Source organism: Devosia sp. (genome assembly GCF_036563435.1).
Taxonomy (GTDB): domain Bacteria; phylum Pseudomonadota; class Alphaproteobacteria; order Rhizobiales; family Devosiaceae; genus Devosia.
Map to the genome: position 1 here is coordinate 276,027 of NZ_DATCMJ010000001.1, position 16,049 is coordinate 292,075.

General features: G+C 63.0%; 17 protein-coding genes. 7 read left to right on the plus strand and 10 right to left on the minus strand.

Going from position 1 to position 16,049, the window contains the following annotated elements:
- Positions 1 to 14: 14 nt before the first annotated feature.
- Positions 15 to 1,070, plus strand: coding sequence for an LLM class flavin-dependent oxidoreductase (locus VIL88_RS01275; protein WP_331985703.1), 1,056 nt, complete (start codon positions 15 to 17; stop codon positions 1,068 to 1,070).
- Here VIL88_RS01275 and VIL88_RS01280 read toward each other — a convergent pair.
- From VIL88_RS01280 to dnaG, 5 genes are all read right to left on the minus strand, one after another.
- Positions 1,051 to 1,272 carry a hypothetical protein gene (locus VIL88_RS01280; RefSeq protein WP_331985108.1) on the minus strand — a complete coding sequence of 74 codons (222 nt, stop codon included), beginning with the start codon at positions 1,270 to 1,272 and terminating at the stop codon, positions 1,051 to 1,053. The genes VIL88_RS01275 and VIL88_RS01280 overlap by 20 nt on opposite strands.
- 87 nt (positions 1,273 to 1,359) lie before the next feature.
- A complete protein-coding gene (locus VIL88_RS01285; protein WP_331985110.1) occupies positions 1,360 to 1,650 on the minus strand; it encodes an HlyU family transcriptional regulator in 291 nt (96 codons plus the stop codon).
- 15 nt (positions 1,651 to 1,665) lie between these two features.
- Entirely contained in the window at positions 1,666 to 1,962 is a 297-nt protein-coding gene (locus tag VIL88_RS01290) for a DUF2442 domain-containing protein (RefSeq protein WP_331985112.1), read from the minus strand.
- 11 nt (positions 1,963 to 1,973) lie between these two features.
- Positions 1,974 to 4,037 (minus strand): RNA polymerase sigma factor RpoD, encoded by a 2,064-nt coding sequence (gene rpoD / locus VIL88_RS01295; protein WP_331985114.1) that lies wholly within the window; start codon positions 4,035 to 4,037, stop codon positions 1,974 to 1,976.
- Positions 4,038 to 4,225: 188 nt separating this feature from the next.
- Positions 4,226 to 6,160, minus strand: coding sequence for a DNA primase (dnaG, locus tag VIL88_RS01300; protein ID WP_331985116.1), 1,935 nt, complete (start codon positions 6,158 to 6,160; stop codon positions 4,226 to 4,228).
- A gap of 66 nt (positions 6,161 to 6,226) precedes the next feature.
- Here dnaG and VIL88_RS01305 point away from each other — a divergent pair, with 66 nt between their 5' ends.
- Positions 6,227 to 6,622, plus strand: coding sequence for a hypothetical protein (locus VIL88_RS01305; RefSeq protein WP_331985118.1), 396 nt, complete (start codon positions 6,227 to 6,229; stop codon positions 6,620 to 6,622).
- Here the strand turns inward: VIL88_RS01305 and VIL88_RS01310 are convergent.
- Positions 6,619 to 7,071 carry a GatB/YqeY domain-containing protein gene (locus VIL88_RS01310; protein ID WP_331985120.1) on the minus strand — a complete coding sequence of 151 codons (453 nt, stop codon included), beginning with the start codon at positions 7,069 to 7,071 and terminating at the stop codon, positions 6,619 to 6,621. The two genes, VIL88_RS01305 and VIL88_RS01310, sit on opposite strands and share 4 nt — an antisense overlap.
- A gap of 136 nt (positions 7,072 to 7,207) precedes the next feature.
- On the opposite strand from VIL88_RS01310, the gene carA reads away from it, so the two are divergent.
- Both carA and VIL88_RS01320 read left to right on the plus strand, forming a co-directional pair.
- Positions 7,208 to 8,413, plus strand: coding sequence for a glutamine-hydrolyzing carbamoyl-phosphate synthase small subunit (gene carA, locus VIL88_RS01315; protein ID WP_331985122.1), 1,206 nt, complete (start codon positions 7,208 to 7,210; stop codon positions 8,411 to 8,413).
- A 5-nt stretch (positions 8,414 to 8,418) separates the two neighbouring features.
- Positions 8,419 to 9,156 carry a GNAT family N-acetyltransferase gene (locus VIL88_RS01320; protein WP_331985124.1) on the plus strand — a complete coding sequence of 246 codons (738 nt, stop codon included), beginning with the start codon at positions 8,419 to 8,421 and terminating at the stop codon, positions 9,154 to 9,156.
- Here VIL88_RS01320 and VIL88_RS01325 read toward each other — a convergent pair.
- Both VIL88_RS01325 and ypfJ read right to left on the minus strand, forming a co-directional pair.
- Entirely contained in the window at positions 9,153 to 9,665 is a 513-nt protein-coding gene (locus VIL88_RS01325) for a hypothetical protein (RefSeq protein ID WP_331985126.1), read from the minus strand. The genes VIL88_RS01320 and VIL88_RS01325 overlap by 4 nt on opposite strands.
- A gap of 18 nt (positions 9,666 to 9,683) precedes the next feature.
- Positions 9,684 to 10,625 (minus strand): KPN_02809 family neutral zinc metallopeptidase, encoded by a 942-nt coding sequence (ypfJ, locus tag VIL88_RS01330; RefSeq protein WP_331985128.1) that lies wholly within the window; start codon positions 10,623 to 10,625, stop codon positions 9,684 to 9,686.
- 261 nt (positions 10,626 to 10,886) lie between these two features.
- Here ypfJ and VIL88_RS01335 point away from each other — a divergent pair, with 261 nt between their 5' ends.
- Together VIL88_RS01335 and VIL88_RS01340 are read left to right on the plus strand one after the other, a co-directional pair.
- Positions 10,887 to 12,863 (plus strand): bifunctional 2',3'-cyclic-nucleotide 2'-phosphodiesterase/3'-nucleotidase, encoded by a 1,977-nt coding sequence (locus VIL88_RS01335; protein ID WP_331985130.1) that lies wholly within the window; start codon positions 10,887 to 10,889, stop codon positions 12,861 to 12,863.
- Between the two features lie 45 nt (positions 12,864 to 12,908).
- Positions 12,909 to 13,625, plus strand: coding sequence for a ribonuclease T2 family protein (locus VIL88_RS01340; protein ID WP_331985132.1), 717 nt, complete (start codon positions 12,909 to 12,911; stop codon positions 13,623 to 13,625).
- Positions 13,626 to 13,639: 14 nt separating this feature from the next.
- Here VIL88_RS01340 and VIL88_RS01345 read toward each other — a convergent pair whose 3' ends face one another.
- Positions 13,640 to 14,089, minus strand: a complete 450-nt coding sequence (locus VIL88_RS01345; protein WP_331985134.1) for a MarR family winged helix-turn-helix transcriptional regulator — start codon at positions 14,087 to 14,089, stop codon at positions 13,640 to 13,642.
- Between the two features lie 101 nt (positions 14,090 to 14,190).
- Between VIL88_RS01345 and VIL88_RS01350 the strand changes: the two genes are divergently transcribed.
- On the plus strand, positions 14,191 to 14,628 hold the full coding sequence (locus VIL88_RS01350; RefSeq protein ID WP_331985136.1) for an organic hydroperoxide resistance protein: 438 nt from the start codon (positions 14,191 to 14,193) through the stop codon (positions 14,626 to 14,628).
- Positions 14,629 to 14,660: 32 nt separating this feature from the next.
- Here VIL88_RS01350 and VIL88_RS01355 read toward each other — a convergent pair whose 3' ends face one another.
- Complete coding sequence (locus tag VIL88_RS01355) at positions 14,661 to 15,890, minus strand: MFS transporter (RefSeq protein WP_331985138.1); 1,230 nt, start codon at positions 15,888 to 15,890, stop codon at positions 14,661 to 14,663.
- Between the last annotated feature and the right edge of the window lie 159 nt (positions 15,891 to 16,049).

Genomic DNA, 16,049 nt, shown 5'->3' on the forward strand with positions numbered 1-16,049 from the left:
ACAGGTAGGTGATCATGGAACTTGGGCTCTACTCCTTTGCGGAAAACACTCCCGATCCGCTCAACGGCAACAGCTTGCAAAGCCCGGCCGAGCGGCTGCGCGATCTGCTTGAAGAGATCGAGCTCGCCGACCAGCTGGGCTTGAGCTTCTATGGCCTGGGCGAGCATCATCGCCCGGACTATGTCGCCTCCGCGCCCGTGACGATCCTCGCAGCTGCTGCTGCCCGGACCAAGTCCATCCGCCTCTCCACCGCGGTGACCGTTCTGAGCTCGGACGATCCGATCCGTGTCTGGCAGCAATTCTCGACGCTGGATCTGCTCAGCAACGGCCGCGCCGAAATCATGGCCGGCCGCGGCTCCTTCATCGAAAGCTTCCCGCTGTTCGGATATGATCTCGACGACTACGATACGCTGTTCGAGGAAAAGCTCGAACTGCTGCTCAAGATCCGCGAAGGCGGCAAGGTCTCATGGCCGGGCAGCGCCAACACCAAGCCCATTCCCGGCATCGAGATCTTCCCCAAGCCGGTGCAAGAACCGCTGCCGGTCTGGATCGCCGTCGGTGGCACGCCGAATTCGGTAGCCCGCGCCGCCTATTATGGCCTGCCGCTGATGCTTGCCATCATCGGCGGTCAGCCACGCCAGTTCGCCCCTCTCGTACAGTTCTACCGCGAAACCGCCCAGAAGGTGGGACGCGATCCGGCGGCACTACCGGTTGGCGTGAGCTCGCACGGCTTCATCGCCGCCGACAGCCAGGATGCACGCGATATCGCCTTTCCGGCCCATAGCGAAGCCATGAGCCGCATCGGCAAGGAGCGGGGCTGGCCACCAACGACACGCGCCCAGTTCGATGCAGGGGCAACGCCGCAGGGCGCCTACTTCATCGGCTCGCCGCAGGAGATCATCGACAAGATCCTGATGCAGCACGAATGGTTCAAGCACGACCGCTTCGGCCTGCAACTCAGCGTCGGCACCCTGCCCCACGACAAGGTCATGAAGGCCATCGAACTCTACGGCACGGTGGTCAAATCTGCTGTGGACAAGGCGCTGGGGACTACTTCCCGCTCCGCTTGATCGACTTGATCTGCAGCGGCGGCAGTCCGGACTTCTCCGAAATTGCGCGATCCTGCTCCATGATGGCTTCACGCGCCGGTTCATCGCCGTCGAGGCCGCCAAGGAGGCTGGCGTCGACCTTGCGGTTGGACCGCTGCGAGCCGTCTTCATAGACGACATCGAACATCACGAATTCGCTGCGCGCGGTGGGTTTCTTGGCCATAGCTATTCTCCTGTGCGGCAGATCAGCCTCGCAGGACGCCGTGTCCGCGATTGGCAGTCTGCCTTGATGTGTGTGTGTTCGTTGCGTCTAGCGAAAAATCGCTTCGCCCTGCTCGTCGATGATCTGCCGCCCTTTCGAGAGCGCCAGGACGACGAGATCGTCGCGTGAGCTCATGCGGTCGGCCCGGACGAAGCGGTAGCTCTTGAGCTCGCCGCCGACATCCTTTTCGATAGTCCCGGCCAGTTGCAGCTCACTACCCGCCTTCATCTCGATCGCCTTGATCAGAAAGCCCTTGTAGCCCTCTTCTCCCAGCACCTTGTCGCCGGCCGGTTCGCTGCCGGCAGAGCCACCGCCAAAGAGTTTCTTCCAAAACGACATGGGCAAGTCTCCTTGTTAGTGATCGCGCCGGCGGCGCACCGGCAGCGGCAATTCGAGTTCGCCGCGTTTTTCCATTTCTTCACGCAGCCAATCGGGCGAGATGTCGAAATGGTTGGGCCAGGTCGGCACACCATTGCGGAGCTCGACCCTGCCAAAGAAGCGCCGGTCCCGCAACGGCTCGGTTCCCTCGCCCCGCTCGCCCAGCATCGGAGCCGCGTCGAACGTGCCGGACGAGCCGTCATTGAACGTCACCACCAGCTTAAAGGGCACGATGGCCCTTACGCTGGTCAGCTTGAGGCGCGGAACGGCCATCGGAGCCGCTCCTAGTTGTCGAGGAAGCTCCGCAGCTTGCGCGAGCGGCTCGGATGCTTGAGCTTGCGCAGGGCCTTGGCTTCGATCTGGCGGATACGTTCGCGCGTCACCGAGAACTGCTGCCCCACCTCTTCCAGCGTGTGGTCGGTGTTCATGCCGATGCCGAAGCGCATGCGCAGCACGCGCTCTTCACGCGGCGTCAGCGACGCCAGGACGCGAGTCGTGGTCTCGCGCAGGTTGCTCTGGATCGCCGCGTCGATCGGCTGGATCGCATTCACGTCCTGGATGAAATCGCCGAGGTTGGAATCCTCCTCGTCGCCGATCGGCGTCTCGAGCGAGATCGGCTCCTTGGCGATCTTGAGGACCTTGCGGACCTTGTCCAAAGGCATCTGCAGCTTTTCGCTGAGCTCTTCAGGCGTCGGCTCGCGGCCGATTTCATGGAGCATCTGGCGCGAGGTGCGGACGATCTTGTTGATCGTCTCGATCATATGCACCGGAATACGGATGGTGCGCGCCTGGTCGGCGATCGAGCGGGTGATCGCCTGCCGGATCCACCAGGTAGCGTAGGTCGAGAACTTGTAGCCGCGGCGATATTCGAACTTATCGACGGCCTTCATTAGGCCGATATTGCCTTCCTGGATCAGGTCGAGGAACTGCAGGCCGCGATTGGTGTACTTCTTGGCGATGGAGATCACGAGGCGCAGGTTGGCCTCGACCATTTCCTTCTTGGCGATCGCCGCTTCGCGCTCGCCCTTTTGCACCTTGTGCACGATGCGGCGATACTCGCCGATGTTGAGGCCGGCTTCGGTTGCAAGCGTTGCCACTTCGCCGCGGATGTCATGGATGGTGTCGGCTTCGCGCTTGGCAAACTCGGCCCAACCCTTGCCCTCGAAGGTTTCGAGCGCGGCTTCCCAGCTCGGATCGACTTCCCGGCCGTAGTAGCTCTCGAGGAACTTGTCGCGCTTGACGCCATAGCTTTCGGCCAGGCGCAGCAGGCGGCCCTCGAGCTTCACGAGGCGCTTGTTGATGTCGTAGAGCTGCTCGACCAGGTTCTCGATACGGCCGGCATTGAGCGACAGCGACTTGACGTCGGCAATCACCTCGGCGCGGAAGGCCTCGATCTTCTTGCGGTCGGCGTCGGACACTGAAGCCGAACGGTCCTCGGCGTGCTTGTCCTGCATTTCGCGCATCTGCCCATAGGCATTGGCGATGCGGTCAAACGTCTCCACGACCTGTGGCTTGAGTTCGGCTTCCATGGCCGAAAGCGACAGGGCATTTTCGTATTCGTCGTCGTCCTCGTCGGGCGCGGGGTCCTGCGGCGCCTGCGGTTCGTCTGGGACGTAGTCGTCCTCGTCGTCGGAAGACGCACGCTTGGGCGCCGGGGCCGCCTTGGGCTTTTCAGCCACGGCTTCCGGCTTGGGCGCCTGATAGGCAGCCGACATGTCCGGCGCCGCCTGCTTGGCGTCGGGGCCGGCATAGGTGGCTTCGAGGTCGATGATGTCGCGCAGCAGGATTTCACCTTGGGCGAGCTGATCGCGCCAGATGATGATGGCCTGGAAGGTCAGCGGGCTTTCGCAGAGCCCCTCGATCATGGTCTCGCGACCGGCCTCGATGCGCTTGGCGATGGCGATTTCGCCTTCGCGGCTCAGGAGTTCGACGGAACCCATTTCGCGCAGATACATGCGCACAGGGTCATCGGTACGATCCGAACCGGACTTGGCATTAGAGGTGGACGCGACAGCGGTGCCGGTGGCCGGAGCGACTTCCTGGCCCTGGTCTTCCTCGTCCTTCTCGACTTCGGTCTCTTCGACCTCGTCCTCGTCGACGACGTTGATGCCCATGTCGGAGAACATGGACATGAAGTCTTCGATCTGCTCGGATGAGACCTCGTCCGAAGGCATCACCGCATTGAGCTCTTCATAGGTCACGTAGCCGCGCTTTTTGGCGACCTTGATGAGCTTCTTGACCGCGGCATCATTGATGTCGAGGAGCGGGGAATCGTTCGTCGCCTCGGGGGCGCCGGATTCCGGCTTCTCGGTTTCCTTGGTGGTCTTGGGTGCTGCCTTGGTGGCCATCTGGTACTCCGACGGATCCCGTTGCGCCCGGGCCCGAATAAGGCTTTAAGTGGTGACACCTCAAGGCAAGGTAAAGGCGAAGTCACCAAGGCGTTAACGCCCTTGGCAACAACACGGTTCGTCACCGATAAGTTTCGCATATCGCCATATGCAAAATCGCGCGTACTCGCCGGTTTTCAAGGTCACCCCTAAAAACTGCGTGTCGCGCGTCCCGATAACGAACCAAATCCTTCGATCAATGCCTCTGTGCCATCGACAGTGGTAATCTGGTTCTTGATGTCCCGCAGCCTTTCAAAAGTTTCTTCGCTCGGGTCTTCGCCCAGCGCGGCTTCGGCTGCTTTGAGCTCCCTATTTAGTTGAACTTTCTTATTATGCAAGGCCAGCGCGTGACTCAAACCAATCTCGGCATCGGCCAGCGCTATTTCCGATGCAATCTGCCAGACGCCCTGCCGCGCCAGCACATCCGCCATTCTGTCCAGCGTCGGCCCGTGGCCGCGCACTCCCAAGGCTGACTTGAGATCGTCGGCGGAAATGTCGTGGTGCCGGACGCAGAGCGAGAGGATCTCGCCCATCACCTTCTGGGCCACTGGCGTGTCGAAATCGATGGCGGCCAAGGCCTCGAACTTGTCCTCAACCAGCGCCGGATGATTGACCAGGCTCAGGATGATCGCGGCCTCGCGGGGGGTTGCCTCCGCCATCGCGCCTGGCTTGAGCAGCCGCGAATTGCGCAGCGTGTCGCTGACCACCAGGCGCGGCGTGCCGCGGCCGGGATAACCATAGGCGCCGCTCTGGCCGTAACGCTGCTGGCGCCCGCGTGGCTCGAACCGCCCCTGCCGCATCGGCGCCAGGAAGGCACGCAGCTTCTCGTCGAACGCCTGCGCATAATGGAAGCGTACCGAGCTGTCCTGGATCGAGTTGGCGCGCTCGCGCAGGCGCGCCTGCAGCGCCGCCCGTGCCTCGGGTGTCTCGGGCACCAGCCCACCCGTTTCCATGCTCCAGATGACATCCGACAGGGAACGCGCCCGATCGATGACATCGGCAAAGGCTGCACGGCCTTGCGCCTTGATCAGGTCATCGGGGTCCTGCCCTTCCGGCAGCGTGGCGATCTTTACGGTGAAGCCAGGCTTGAGGTGCGGCATGATTAGGTCCGCCGTCCGCTCGGCGGCCTTGAGACCCGCCTTATCGCCGTCAAAGCATAGCACCGGATCGGGCGACATGCGCCACAGCAACTGCAGGTGTTCCTCGGTCATCGCCGTTCCCAACGGCGCGACTGTGCCTTCGAATCCTGCCGAGACCGCCGCAATCACGTCGAGATAGCCCTCGACCACGATCACGGTGCTCCCGTCGCGGGCAGCCTGCCGCGCCATCTGCCCATTGTAGAGCGTTTGCCGCTTGTGGAAGAGCTCGGTCTCGGGAGAGTTGAGATACTTGGCCGGCACGTCTGCGGACATCGCGCGGCCACCGAAGGCAATAACCCTGCCCCGGAAGTCCATGATCGGGAACATCACCCGGTTACGGAAGCGATCATATGTCAGCGCGTCGCCTTCGCGGCTGGCGACGAGCCCGGTATCAACCATGTCCTGGGCCGATACGCCGTTTGCCGCCAGGTGTTCCTTGAGGCCATTGCGGCTGTCCGGCGCAAAGCCGATGCGGAACCGCGTCTGGCTTTGCGACGACACGCCACGTTCAAGCAGGTACCCTCGCGCCCTTGCGCCGATATTGTGCTGCAGCGCCGCCTCGAAATACTTGGTCGCAAGCTCCATCACATCGAACAGGGACCGGCGCTCGGCCTCCCGCTTTTCCTGCCGCTCGTCACGAGCCGGCATGGGGACGCCTGCCATGCCGGCGAGCTTTTCCACTGCCTCGGGAAAGCTCATGCCGGCTTTTTCGGTCAGGAACCGGAAGTGATCCCCCGAAACCCCGCAGCCGAAGCAATGATAGATGCCGCGACGATCATCGGCGTGAAAGCTCGGGCTCTTTTCACCGTGGAATGGGCAACAGGCCCACATGTCGCCCTTGGCTGGCTGCGACTTGCGCTTGTCCCACAGCACATGCTCGCCCACCACCTGCGTGATCGGCAGGCGTTGACGGATCTCGTCGAGAAACTGATCGGAAAAGCGCATGAGATGCTAAGTAAGCACTAAGGGCGTCCGAGTCACGCCCGACCTCTTTTCCACAGCAGGTCCTGCGTGCCTTCCGCCAAGACGTTTCCCCTCCCCCTCTTTGCCGCCTTGACGGCCGGCCCCGCCCTCGTCGTCGGGGCAGGCCTCTGGTGGCTTGGAAGCTTTGCGCCAACCTGCGCCCTCGACATCCAGCAGAGTCTGGTCTCGCCGGACGGCCGGTTTGACCTGGTGATCTTCTCCCGCAACTGCGGCGACAGCACCGGCTCCAACACCCAGGCCGCATTGATCCCCGCGGGCAGCGATCTTCCCGAAGACGCCGCCAGCTTCGCCTCCATCGGCGCCGAAGCCGACCTGGCGCCGCGCTGGGATGGTTTCGGCAACATCGAGTTGACCTTGCCCGACGATGCCGAAATCTACCGCCAGGACGAGGCCGTCGCGGGCGTCACGGTCATCTACCGCTAGCCGGCAAGCATTGTCCTGACCTTGCCGCTGGCTTTGCCGAAGTCGATCCGGCCGGGGTAATCCACCTTGAGCTGGGCAATGACCTTGCCCATGTCCTTGGGACCTTCTGCGCCAGTGGTGGTGATCGCGGCCTTGATGGCAGCATCCACTTCGTCCTCGGTCAGTCCCTTGGGCAGGAACTCGTTGAGGATGTCGATCTCTTCCTTTTCCACCGTGGCGAGGTCGGAGCGACCCGCCTGCGCATAGATGGCAAAGCTCTCCTCGCGCTGCTTGACCATCTTCTGGATGATGGTGAGGATTTCCTCGTTGGTTGCCGGTCCGCGGTTCTCCTGGCGGATCGCGATGTCCTTGTCCTTGATGGCCGAGGTGATGGCGCGCAGCGTTGCCGTGCGGCGCTGATCGCGCGCCTTGAGCGCCTCCTTGAGGCTTTCGCTGAACTGTTCGCGCATGGGTTTGTCATCCTCTTGCTATGCATCTTGAGCGCCCCATATAGGCACAATAAGCAGTGAGCGCCACTTGCGCTGGGCTGGCCGGGCTTCTATTGAGGAGCCTCAACCGACATCATCAAAACTCTGGAGGCCCACCGTGACCGGCTGGCAGCAATCCCCCGCGACCGCACTTCTGATCCTTGCGGACGGTACGCGCCTGGAAGGCCGCGGCATTGGCGCCATCGGACATACGGCTGGCGAAGTCTGCTTCAACACGGCAATGACCGGGTACCAGGAAGTGCTGACCGACCCGTCCTATGCGGGGCAGATCATCACCTTCACCTTCCCTCATATCGGCAATGTCGGCACCAATGACGAGGATATCGAGACGGTCAACATGGCCGCCTTGTCCGGTGTCCGGGGCGTCGTGCTCAAGGCCGACATCACCAACCCGTCCAATTATCGCGCTGCCGAAAAGCTCGATGCCTGGCTCAAGAAGCGCAACATCGTTGGCATCACCGGCATTGACACCCGCGCCCTGACCGCCCTTATCCGCGAAAAAGGCATGCCTAACGGCGTCGTTGCCCATGAACCTTCCGGCCAGTTCGACGAAGCCTCCATCATGGCCGAGCTCAAGGCCTTCCCGGGCCTTGAGGGGCTCGACCTCGCCAAGGAAGTCACCACCGCTCAGACCTATCACTGGGACCAGACCGGCTGGGCCTGGGACAAGGGCTACGGCACCGTCGAGAAGCCCGACTTCCACATCGTGGCCATCGATTACGGTGCCAAGCGCAATATCCTGCGGTGCCTCTCCGATCAGGGCGCCAAGGTCACCGTGGTTCCAGCCACGGCCACGGCTGAAGATGTCCTGTCGCACAATCCAGACGGCATTTTCCTCTCCAATGGCCCCGGAGATCCGGCGGCCACCGGCAAATATGCCGTTCCCACCATTCAAAAGCTGATGGAAACCGGCAAGCCCGTCTTCGGCATCTGCCTCGGCCACCAGCTACTGGGTCTTGCGCTCGGCGGCACGACCAGCAAGATGCATCAGGGCCACCATGGCGCCAATCATCCGGTCATGGACCTGACCACCGGCAAGGTGGAAATCACCTCGATGAATCACGGTTTTGCCGTGGACAAGGCCAGCCTGCCCGCCGGCGTCACCGAGACCCACATCTCGCTGTTCGACCAGTCCAATGCCGGTCTGTCGGTCGAGGGCAAGCCGATCTTTTCGGTGCAGTACCACCCCGAGGCCAGCCCCGGCCCACGCGACAGCCACTACCTCTTCACCCGCTTCCTCAACCATGTCCGCAAGCAGAAGGGCATGGAAGAAAAGCCTGAATTCACCGCACCAGCGGCCTGAAACGCTTGCCCGTAACGCTTCACTCGGCAGCCGAACGGCCAGACCTGGTCGCCGCTGCGGAAGCAATGGGCGCCGAGATCTGGCCTGTCTGGCTGTCGACCAAGGCAGTGCGGAGCTTCTGGTCCGCAATCTACGAGCCGCCGCTCGCCCAGTTCCAGACCATCGCGGTCGACGGCGATCGCGTAGTCGGGTTGGGCAACTCCGTGCCCTTCTTCCTCGCCCCGGGAGCGTCCCTGCCCGACCAAGGGTGGGACGCGGTGCTGGAATGGGGCGTCCTCGGCGCCCGCAGCAATCAGCCGGCCAACAGCTTGTCGGCCTTGTCCGTCGCCATCCGCCCCGACCAGCGCGGCACCGGCCTCGCCGCCCAACTTCTCGCCGCCATGAAGCCACCTGCGCGCCGCGCTGGCCTCTCCCGCATGTTTGCGCCCGTACGGCCCACCCGCAAGGCGTTCTACCCGCTCCAGGACTTCGCCACCTACTGCAACTGGCGCCGACCGGACGGCACGCCGCTCGATCCATGGCTGCGGACGCACGAGGCTCTAGGCGCCACCACCATCCGGATCGCCGAGGCATCGCAGACGATCACCGGCACCGTCGAACAATGGGAGCGCTGGACCCAGCTGCAGTTCCCCGAAAGCGGCCGCTATGCCATCGCCGGTGCACTGGCGCCGCTGGAGATCAATCTCGCCAACGACATCGGCACCTGCATCGAACCCAACCTCTGGATGGAGCACCCGCTCTAGCGCCACTTCTGCAGCACCGGCCCGTCCTGCCCACCAACTGGATCCGTCGCCGGCAGAGCCAGCCGGGCAATGCTTTTATCGGCTGCCGGCCGGTCGCTCACCTCGCCGCGCAGCACGTCCCACTTCTGGCCGGGCGGATAAGCGCCTACCACCAGAAACCCACCGCCAGCCCCCTCGCATTGGTGCGCCACGCCCGCGGGCAGCAGCAACACGTCGCCCTTGCTGACGGCAAAACTCCGTCCATTGGGGCCACCCAGCCGCAGCGTCGCCTCTCCCGCCGCGATCCCCAGGCATTCATGCGCGGTGGAATGGTAGTGATGGTAGTAATAGACGCCTGCGCGCCATTGGCTCGGCCAGCCATTGGTGTCGAACAGCGCCTCCATTGCCTCCGGCGAGGCGTCCGCTGCGGCGATGGCCTGCCGGTAGATCACCACCGGCAGCGTGCTGTTGGGGAACTGGCCATCATCGGCGAAATACTCGAACTTGACCCCGCTCATATTGCCGATCATCTCGCTACTCCGCCGATATCAGACATTGCCCGAGAAGGTGTCGCACTGGTTGGGATCGCCAGAGGTATAACCCCGCTCGAACCAACGCTGCCGCTGCGCGGAAGTGCCATGGTTGAACGTCTTGGGCACGGCAAAGCCCTGCATGCGCTCCTGCAGCGTGTCGTCGCCGATCTGCTCGGCGGCGTTCAGCGCCTCCTCGATATCGCCATTGTCGAGGAGATCCTCCTGCCCGGCATAGTTGGCCCAGACGCCGGCATAGCAATCAGCCTGTAGCTCAACGCGCACCGAATAGGCATTGGCCTCTTCCTGGCTCATCGACTGGCGGCGCTGGTTGAATTCAGGCAGCACGCCGGTGATGTTCTGGATGTGGTGCCCCACTTCGTGGGCGAGGACATAGGCCTGCGCGAAATCGCCCGGCGCGCCGAACTGGTCGCGCAACTGGTCATAGAAGCTGAGGTCGATATAAACCTGCTGGTCTCCCGGGCAGTAGAACGGACCCGTACTGGAATCAGCCGCGCCGCAGGCCGTGTCCACGCCGCCGCTGAACAGTACGACAGTTGGCTCTGGATAGTCCTCACCCGAGGCCTGGAACACCTCCGTCCAAAGGTCCTCGGTCTCCTTGACCACCACGCCGACGAAGTCGCGCAGTTCATCCTGGTCGCCGGAGGCAGGGATCTGGCTGGACGAACTTGCCGACGAGGAGGATCCGGTGCCGCCGGTCAGCATGTCGAGCGGGTTCTGCCCGGTCGCGAACCAGATGATTCCCAGCACCACGACGATGCCGATCAGGCTGCCGATCCCGCCGCGCGAACGGCCACCACCACCCGTCGGGATCCGGAAGCCGCCACCGCCACGGCCGAAGGGATTGCCGCCAAGGCCGCCGAGCCCGCCGAGTCCCCCACGTCCCTGGCCTCGACGATCCTGGATGTTCGAGCTCTGCTGCCTGCCGCGCCACTTCATACGTGAGATCTCCAGTTGCCTTCAGCAACAAAGCATCCCTGGGCCAATTTGTTCCGGCCGGCCGTGGCCGGGGCAAGAGCTGGGCGCCTTACCATTTCCGGTCCGGCCGCATTTGACCGCCTGGTCAAACTTTCATAGCCTCTCTGCGCCGCCGTCATCCCAGCGTCACCTACGGGCGGCAAGACCATGCCAAGGCGGGTCCATCCCCCGCGTCCGGGTGCACGGGGCTCCCGGGCAAATGAACGCTTCAGGGAGAATACGATGAATTTCCTGCCCAATATGTCGCGACGCACCTTCCTTGTCGGGTTTGCCAGCGTCGGCGCCATGGCTGCCATGCATCCCTTTGCTGCAATGGCTCAGGCCAATCAGGCCCACCTGCGCATTCTGGAGACCACAGACCTCCACGTGGCGGTCTTCGCCTATGACTATTATGCCGATGCTCCCAACGATACGATGGGCCTGGCGCGCACCGCCTCGATCATCGAGTCCATCCGCGCGGAGGCCGGCAATTCGATGCTGGTCGACAATGGCGACATCATCCAGGGCAATCCCATGGGCGACTACATCGCCTATGAAAAGGGCCTAGATGGCAACGTCCACCCGGTCATCGCCGCCATGAATACGCTGGGTTACGACGCGGCAACGCTGGGCAACCACGAATTCAACTACGGCCTCGAATATCTCGACAAGGCGATGGAGGGTGCCGACTTCCCCTTTGTATCCGCCAACCTCGTCAGGGGCGAACTCGCCGCCGACCCGCTGAGCGACGAGACCTATATCCAGCCCTATTTGATCGTCGAAAAAGAGCTCACCGACGGCTCGGGTGCAACCAAGACCATCAAGGTCGGCCTCATCGGCTTCCTTCCGCCCCAGATCATGACCTGGGACGCAACCCACCTGACCGGCAAGGTCAACACCCGCGACATCGTCGAAACGGCACGCGCCTACGTGCCCAAGATGCGCGAAGAAGGTGCGGACATCATCGTTGCCCTGTCCCATTCCGGCATTGCCGCCGACCAGCAGACAGGCGCTGAAAACGCGTCGCTCCAGCTGGCAGAAGTGGAAGGCGTTGATGTGGTCCTGACCGGCCACCAGCACCTGGTCTTCCCCGGCCCCGACTTCGAGGAAGTGGCCGGCGCAGATATCGAAGCGGGCACACTTGCTGGCAAACCCGCTGTCATGGCCGGCTTCTGGGGCTCGCATATGGGCCTGGTGGACCTGCTGCTCGAGCAGGATGCCGATGGCAAGTGGTCCATCGTCTCCCACACTTCCGAGGCCCGCCCGATCTTCGAACGCGTCGACGGCAAGGTCACCCCGCTCGTCGAGGATGAGGCCGAGGTAGCCGCTGCCGCTCAGACTGAGCACGAGGAAACGCTGGACTATGTGCGCCGCGCCGTTGGTGAAACCTCGGCCCCGCTCTACTCCTACTTCGCCCTCGTCGCCGATGACCCGTCCGTCCAGATCGTTTCACAGGCCCAGACCTGGTATATCGAGCAGATGATGAAGGGCACCGAGTGGGAGGATCTGCCGATCCTTTCTGCCGCCGCCCCGTTCAAGGCAGGCGGTCGCGGCGGCCCCGACTATTACACCGATGTGCCCGTCGGCCCGGTCGCCATCAAGAACGTCGCCGACCTCTACCTCTACCCCAACACCATCCAGGCGGTGAAAGTCACCGGCGCCGACGTCAAGAACTGGCTGGAGCGCTCGGCCGGCATCTTCAACCAGATCGAGGCTGGGGCAAAGGACGCCGAGCTCATCAACCCCGATTTCCCGTCCTACAATTTCGACGTCATCGACGGCGTGACCTACAAGATCGATCTCACCCAGCCGTCCAAATACTCGTCCGACGGCAAGGAAGAAACGAACCCCGATGCTAATCGCATCGTCGACCTGATGTATGACGGCAAGCCGATCGACCCGGCGCAGGAGTTCATCGTCGCTACCAACAATTATCGCGCTGGCGGTGGCGGCACCTTCCCCGGCATCGGTGCCGACAAAATCGTGTTCATCGGTCCAGACACCAACCGCGACATCATTGTCCGCTTCATCGTGGAAAACGGCACCATCAATCCGGCAGCCGACAGCAACTGGTCACTCGCCCCGATCGGCGACACCACCGTGCTTTTCGCCACCGGACCTAAGGCCGCCGACTTCGTCGATGAGGTTTCCGCCGTTGAGATCGAGGCAACCGGCGAAACCAATGCCGACGGGTTTGGCCTCTACCGCATCACCCTCTGAGCTTCGAAGGGGCGGCTCGAGCCGCCCCTTTTTCCCGGAGATGTCATGCGCCTCCCTCTCCTCATCCTGACAGCCGTCCTGCTCGTCTCGCCTGCCCTGGCGCAGGAGCGCACCCAATATGTCCTGGCGATAAGCTGGCAGCCCGCCTTCTGCGAGACCCGCCCCTCCCGGCCCGAATGCCAGAGCCAAACGGCAGATCGCTTCGACAGCAGCCACTTCGCCCTCCACGGGCTCTGGCCCCAACCCCGGTCGCGCGACTATTGCGGTGTGAAGATCGAAGACGTCGCGGCCGACGAACGCGGCGCGTGGAGCGAGCTTCCTGCACCGGATATTTCGGACCGGCTCGAGGACGCTCTCGCTCAAGCAATGCCTGGAACCCAATCGGATCTGGACCGGCATGAATGGATCAAGCACGGCACCTGCTATGGCAGCGATGCCAAGGACTACTTCTCAGATTCCCTTGCAATGCTTGAAGCGGTCAACGGGAGCGCCGTTGCCGAACTGTTCGCGGCCTCGATCGGGAAGCGGCTCACCCAATCAGAGATCCGCGCAGCCTTCAATGGAGCGTTCGGCCCCGGTGCCGGTGAGCGTGTCCGCGTCAGCTGCATCGACGACGGCAACCGCCGCCTGATCGATGAGCTGACCATCGGGCTGACGGGCGAGATTCGCGACAGTAGCGATTTCGCCGAAAGGATTCTGGCAGCGCGGCCCACCGAGGGCGGCTGTGATGCCGGCATCGTGGATCAAGTGGGCCTGCAGTAGTTTCCTGTGAGGCGCTAATCCAGCGCGGCCGCATCCAGCATGCTGCGCAGGTTCTGCAGTTCCCGGCGCATCGCCGCGACGGCTTCCGCATTCCCTTCCAGCGCCTTGCCGACGGATAGGGGAATGGAAAGCGCCTTCTCCCGTAGCGCCTGTCCTTCCTCGGTCAGGTAGATACGCACCTGCCGCTCGTCGCGCTCGTCGCGCTGCCGACGGACGAGGCCGCGCGCCTCCAGGCGCTTCAGCAGAGGTGTCGTCGTGCCGGAATCAAGGAACAATCTTTCCCCCAGTGCTTTGACGGTAAGGCCGTCCTGTTCCCAGAGCACCAGGCAGGCCAGGTATTGCGGATAGGTCAGGTCAAGGGAATCGAGCCTGGGTTTGTAGAACCGCGTGAAAGCGTGGCTCGCCGAATAGACAGCGAAACAGAGCATCGAGTCGAGTTGCAGCAGATCGGCAGCCTTGGCCATGGGACTTTCCTTCATTGCTCATCACCATACCCCGGAATTAGGTTGCGCGCAATCTAATCGTGCGTTATTGATTATCCCGACAACCCAGCATGGAGATCACGATGTCGATCAAGTCAGCCGTTTACACTGCCCACGCTCACACCACCGGTGGCCGCACCGGCACCAGCAAGACCGACGATGGCCGCCTGGAAGTCACCCTGGATACGCCCAAAGCAATGGGCGGCAATGATGGCCCGGGCACCAATCCCGAGCAGCTGTTTGCGGCCGGCTATTCCGCCTGCTTCCTCGGCGCCCTCAAGGCTGTCGCCCGGGGCGAGAAGGTGAAGGTCCCCGACGAGACCACCATCGACGCGTCCGTATCCTTCGGCGAAAATGCCAATGAAGGCGCCAAGGGCTTCAACATCGCGGTCGAGCTCAAGGTCACCATTCCAGGCTTCGAACGCGCACAGGCCGAAGACCTCGTGCACAAGGCGCACCAGGTCTGCCCCTATTCCAACGCGACGCGCGGCAATGTTGACGTGAAGCTCACCGTCGCCTGATCCTACTGGTGAACGCCTACGGGCGTTTGCCGCTACTCCGCCGGCTGCGGGGCCACTTCCAGAGGTTGCCAGCGCAGCCGGTGCCGATCCAGTGCCGCAGAAGCGGCAAACAGCATCAGGCCACCCAGCGCGAGGATTGCGCCCACGGGGCCGGTCGAAGTCCAACCGAAACCCGCAGCGATGGCCAGTCCACCAAACAGCGCACCCAGTGCATTGCCGATATTGAAGGCGGCATGGTTGAGCGTAGCTGCCAGCGTCTGCCCGTCGGCTGCAACATCCATCAATCGCGTCTGCAAGGCTGTACCGATGGCCACCGTGAAGCCGACCAATAAGACGCTGATGGACGCCGACAGCCAAAACTGCGCGGTCCACGGAATGGCGGCGAGGCTGATCACATTGAACACCAGCATGCCTCCGATGGTCGGCATCAGCGCCTTGTCGGCCATATAGGCGCCCACGATGTTGCCAAGCGTCATGCCGACGCCGAACAGCGCCAGGACCAGCGGCACCCAGACCTCCGGAACCTTCGCCACCTCGGTCAGCAGCGGCACGACATAGGTAAAGACCGAGAACATGCCGCCACAGCCGACGGCCGCAATGCCCAGCGTCAGCCAGACCTGAGCATGCTTGAGCGCCCCGAGCTCTCGCAACGGACTGGCCCCATCCGTCGTCGCGATCGACGGCACGAAGCGCAGGATCATCACAAGGGCAAGTGCGCCGATGACGCCCACGCCGGCAAAGGTCGGCCGCCATCCCATATACTGGCCAAGCCAGGTTGCGAGCGGCATGCCCAGCAGCGTCGCCAGCGTCAATCCGAGCATGACCCGCCCGACAGCCCTTGCCCGGTAACCCACATCCACCATTGACGCAGCGATCAGCGCTGCGATGCCGAAATAGGCGCCGTGCGGCAGGCCAGCGGCAAAGCGCAACCCGATCAAAGACCAGTATTCCGGCGCCAGGGCGCTGCCGAAGTTGCCGAGCGCAAACAGCCCCATCAGCCATAGCATCAGGGGCTTGCGCGGCGCCTTGGCGAAAAGGACGGCAAAGAGCGGCGCCCCCGCCACCACGCCCAGTGCATAGGCGCTGATCACGTGCCCCGCCTCCGGTTCGCTGATGACGAGGTCGCGCGCCAGGTTGGGCAGGAGCCCCATGATGGCAAACTCCCCGGTGCCGATGCCGAACGAGCCTATGGCCATCGCCAGGATCGCCAGCTTGGTCGAAGCGTCGCCGAGGCCTCGCGCCTTCTGGGTTATTGTCGTCATGCGCGGCCTCCGGGCAATAGATTTTATGCCCACGGGGCGGCATGAACCTACTCGCCTCTGTACGCGCGTCGGTAGTGCTGGTTCTGCACAGCCGACCTGCAGAATTAGCAGCCGCTTCAAAATCTTGACGTTTTCTGTTCACGCCCCCGAAACGGCTGA

Coding starts and splice junctions, on each gene's coding strand:
- rpoD (WP_331985114.1), bottom strand. CDS start 4,037: ATGGCCACCAAGGCAGCACCCAAGACCACCAAGGAAACCGAGAAGCCG.
- ypfJ (WP_331985128.1), bottom strand. CDS start 10,625: ATGAAGTGGCGCGGCAGGCAGCAGAGCTCGAACATCCAGGATCGTCGA.
- VIL88_RS01325 (WP_331985126.1), bottom strand. CDS start 9,665: ATGATCGGCAATATGAGCGGGGTCAAGTTCGAGTATTTCGCCGATGAT.
- VIL88_RS01275 (WP_331985703.1), top strand. CDS start 15: ATGGAACTTGGGCTCTACTCCTTTGCGGAAAACACTCCCGATCCGCTC.
- dnaG (WP_331985116.1), bottom strand. CDS start 6,160: ATGCGCTTTTCCGATCAGTTTCTCGACGAGATCCGTCAACGCCTGCCG.
- VIL88_RS01290 (WP_331985112.1), bottom strand. CDS start 1,962: ATGGCCGTTCCGCGCCTCAAGCTGACCAGCGTAAGGGCCATCGTGCCC.
- VIL88_RS01335 (WP_331985130.1), top strand. CDS start 10,887: ATGAATTTCCTGCCCAATATGTCGCGACGCACCTTCCTTGTCGGGTTT.
- VIL88_RS01285 (WP_331985110.1), bottom strand. CDS start 1,650: ATGTCGTTTTGGAAGAAACTCTTTGGCGGTGGCTCTGCCGGCAGCGAA.
- VIL88_RS01280 (WP_331985108.1), bottom strand. CDS start 1,272: ATGGCCAAGAAACCCACCGCGCGCAGCGAATTCGTGATGTTCGATGTC.
- VIL88_RS01355 (WP_331985138.1), bottom strand. CDS start 15,890: ATGACGACAATAACCCAGAAGGCGCGAGGCCTCGGCGACGCTTCGACC.
- VIL88_RS01340 (WP_331985132.1), top strand. CDS start 12,909: ATGCGCCTCCCTCTCCTCATCCTGACAGCCGTCCTGCTCGTCTCGCCT.
- VIL88_RS01345 (WP_331985134.1), bottom strand. CDS start 14,089: ATGGCCAAGGCTGCCGATCTGCTGCAACTCGACTCGATGCTCTGTTTC.
- VIL88_RS01350 (WP_331985136.1), top strand. CDS start 14,191: ATGTCGATCAAGTCAGCCGTTTACACTGCCCACGCTCACACCACCGGT.
- VIL88_RS01310 (WP_331985120.1), bottom strand. CDS start 7,071: ATGCGCGAACAGTTCAGCGAAAGCCTCAAGGAGGCGCTCAAGGCGCGC.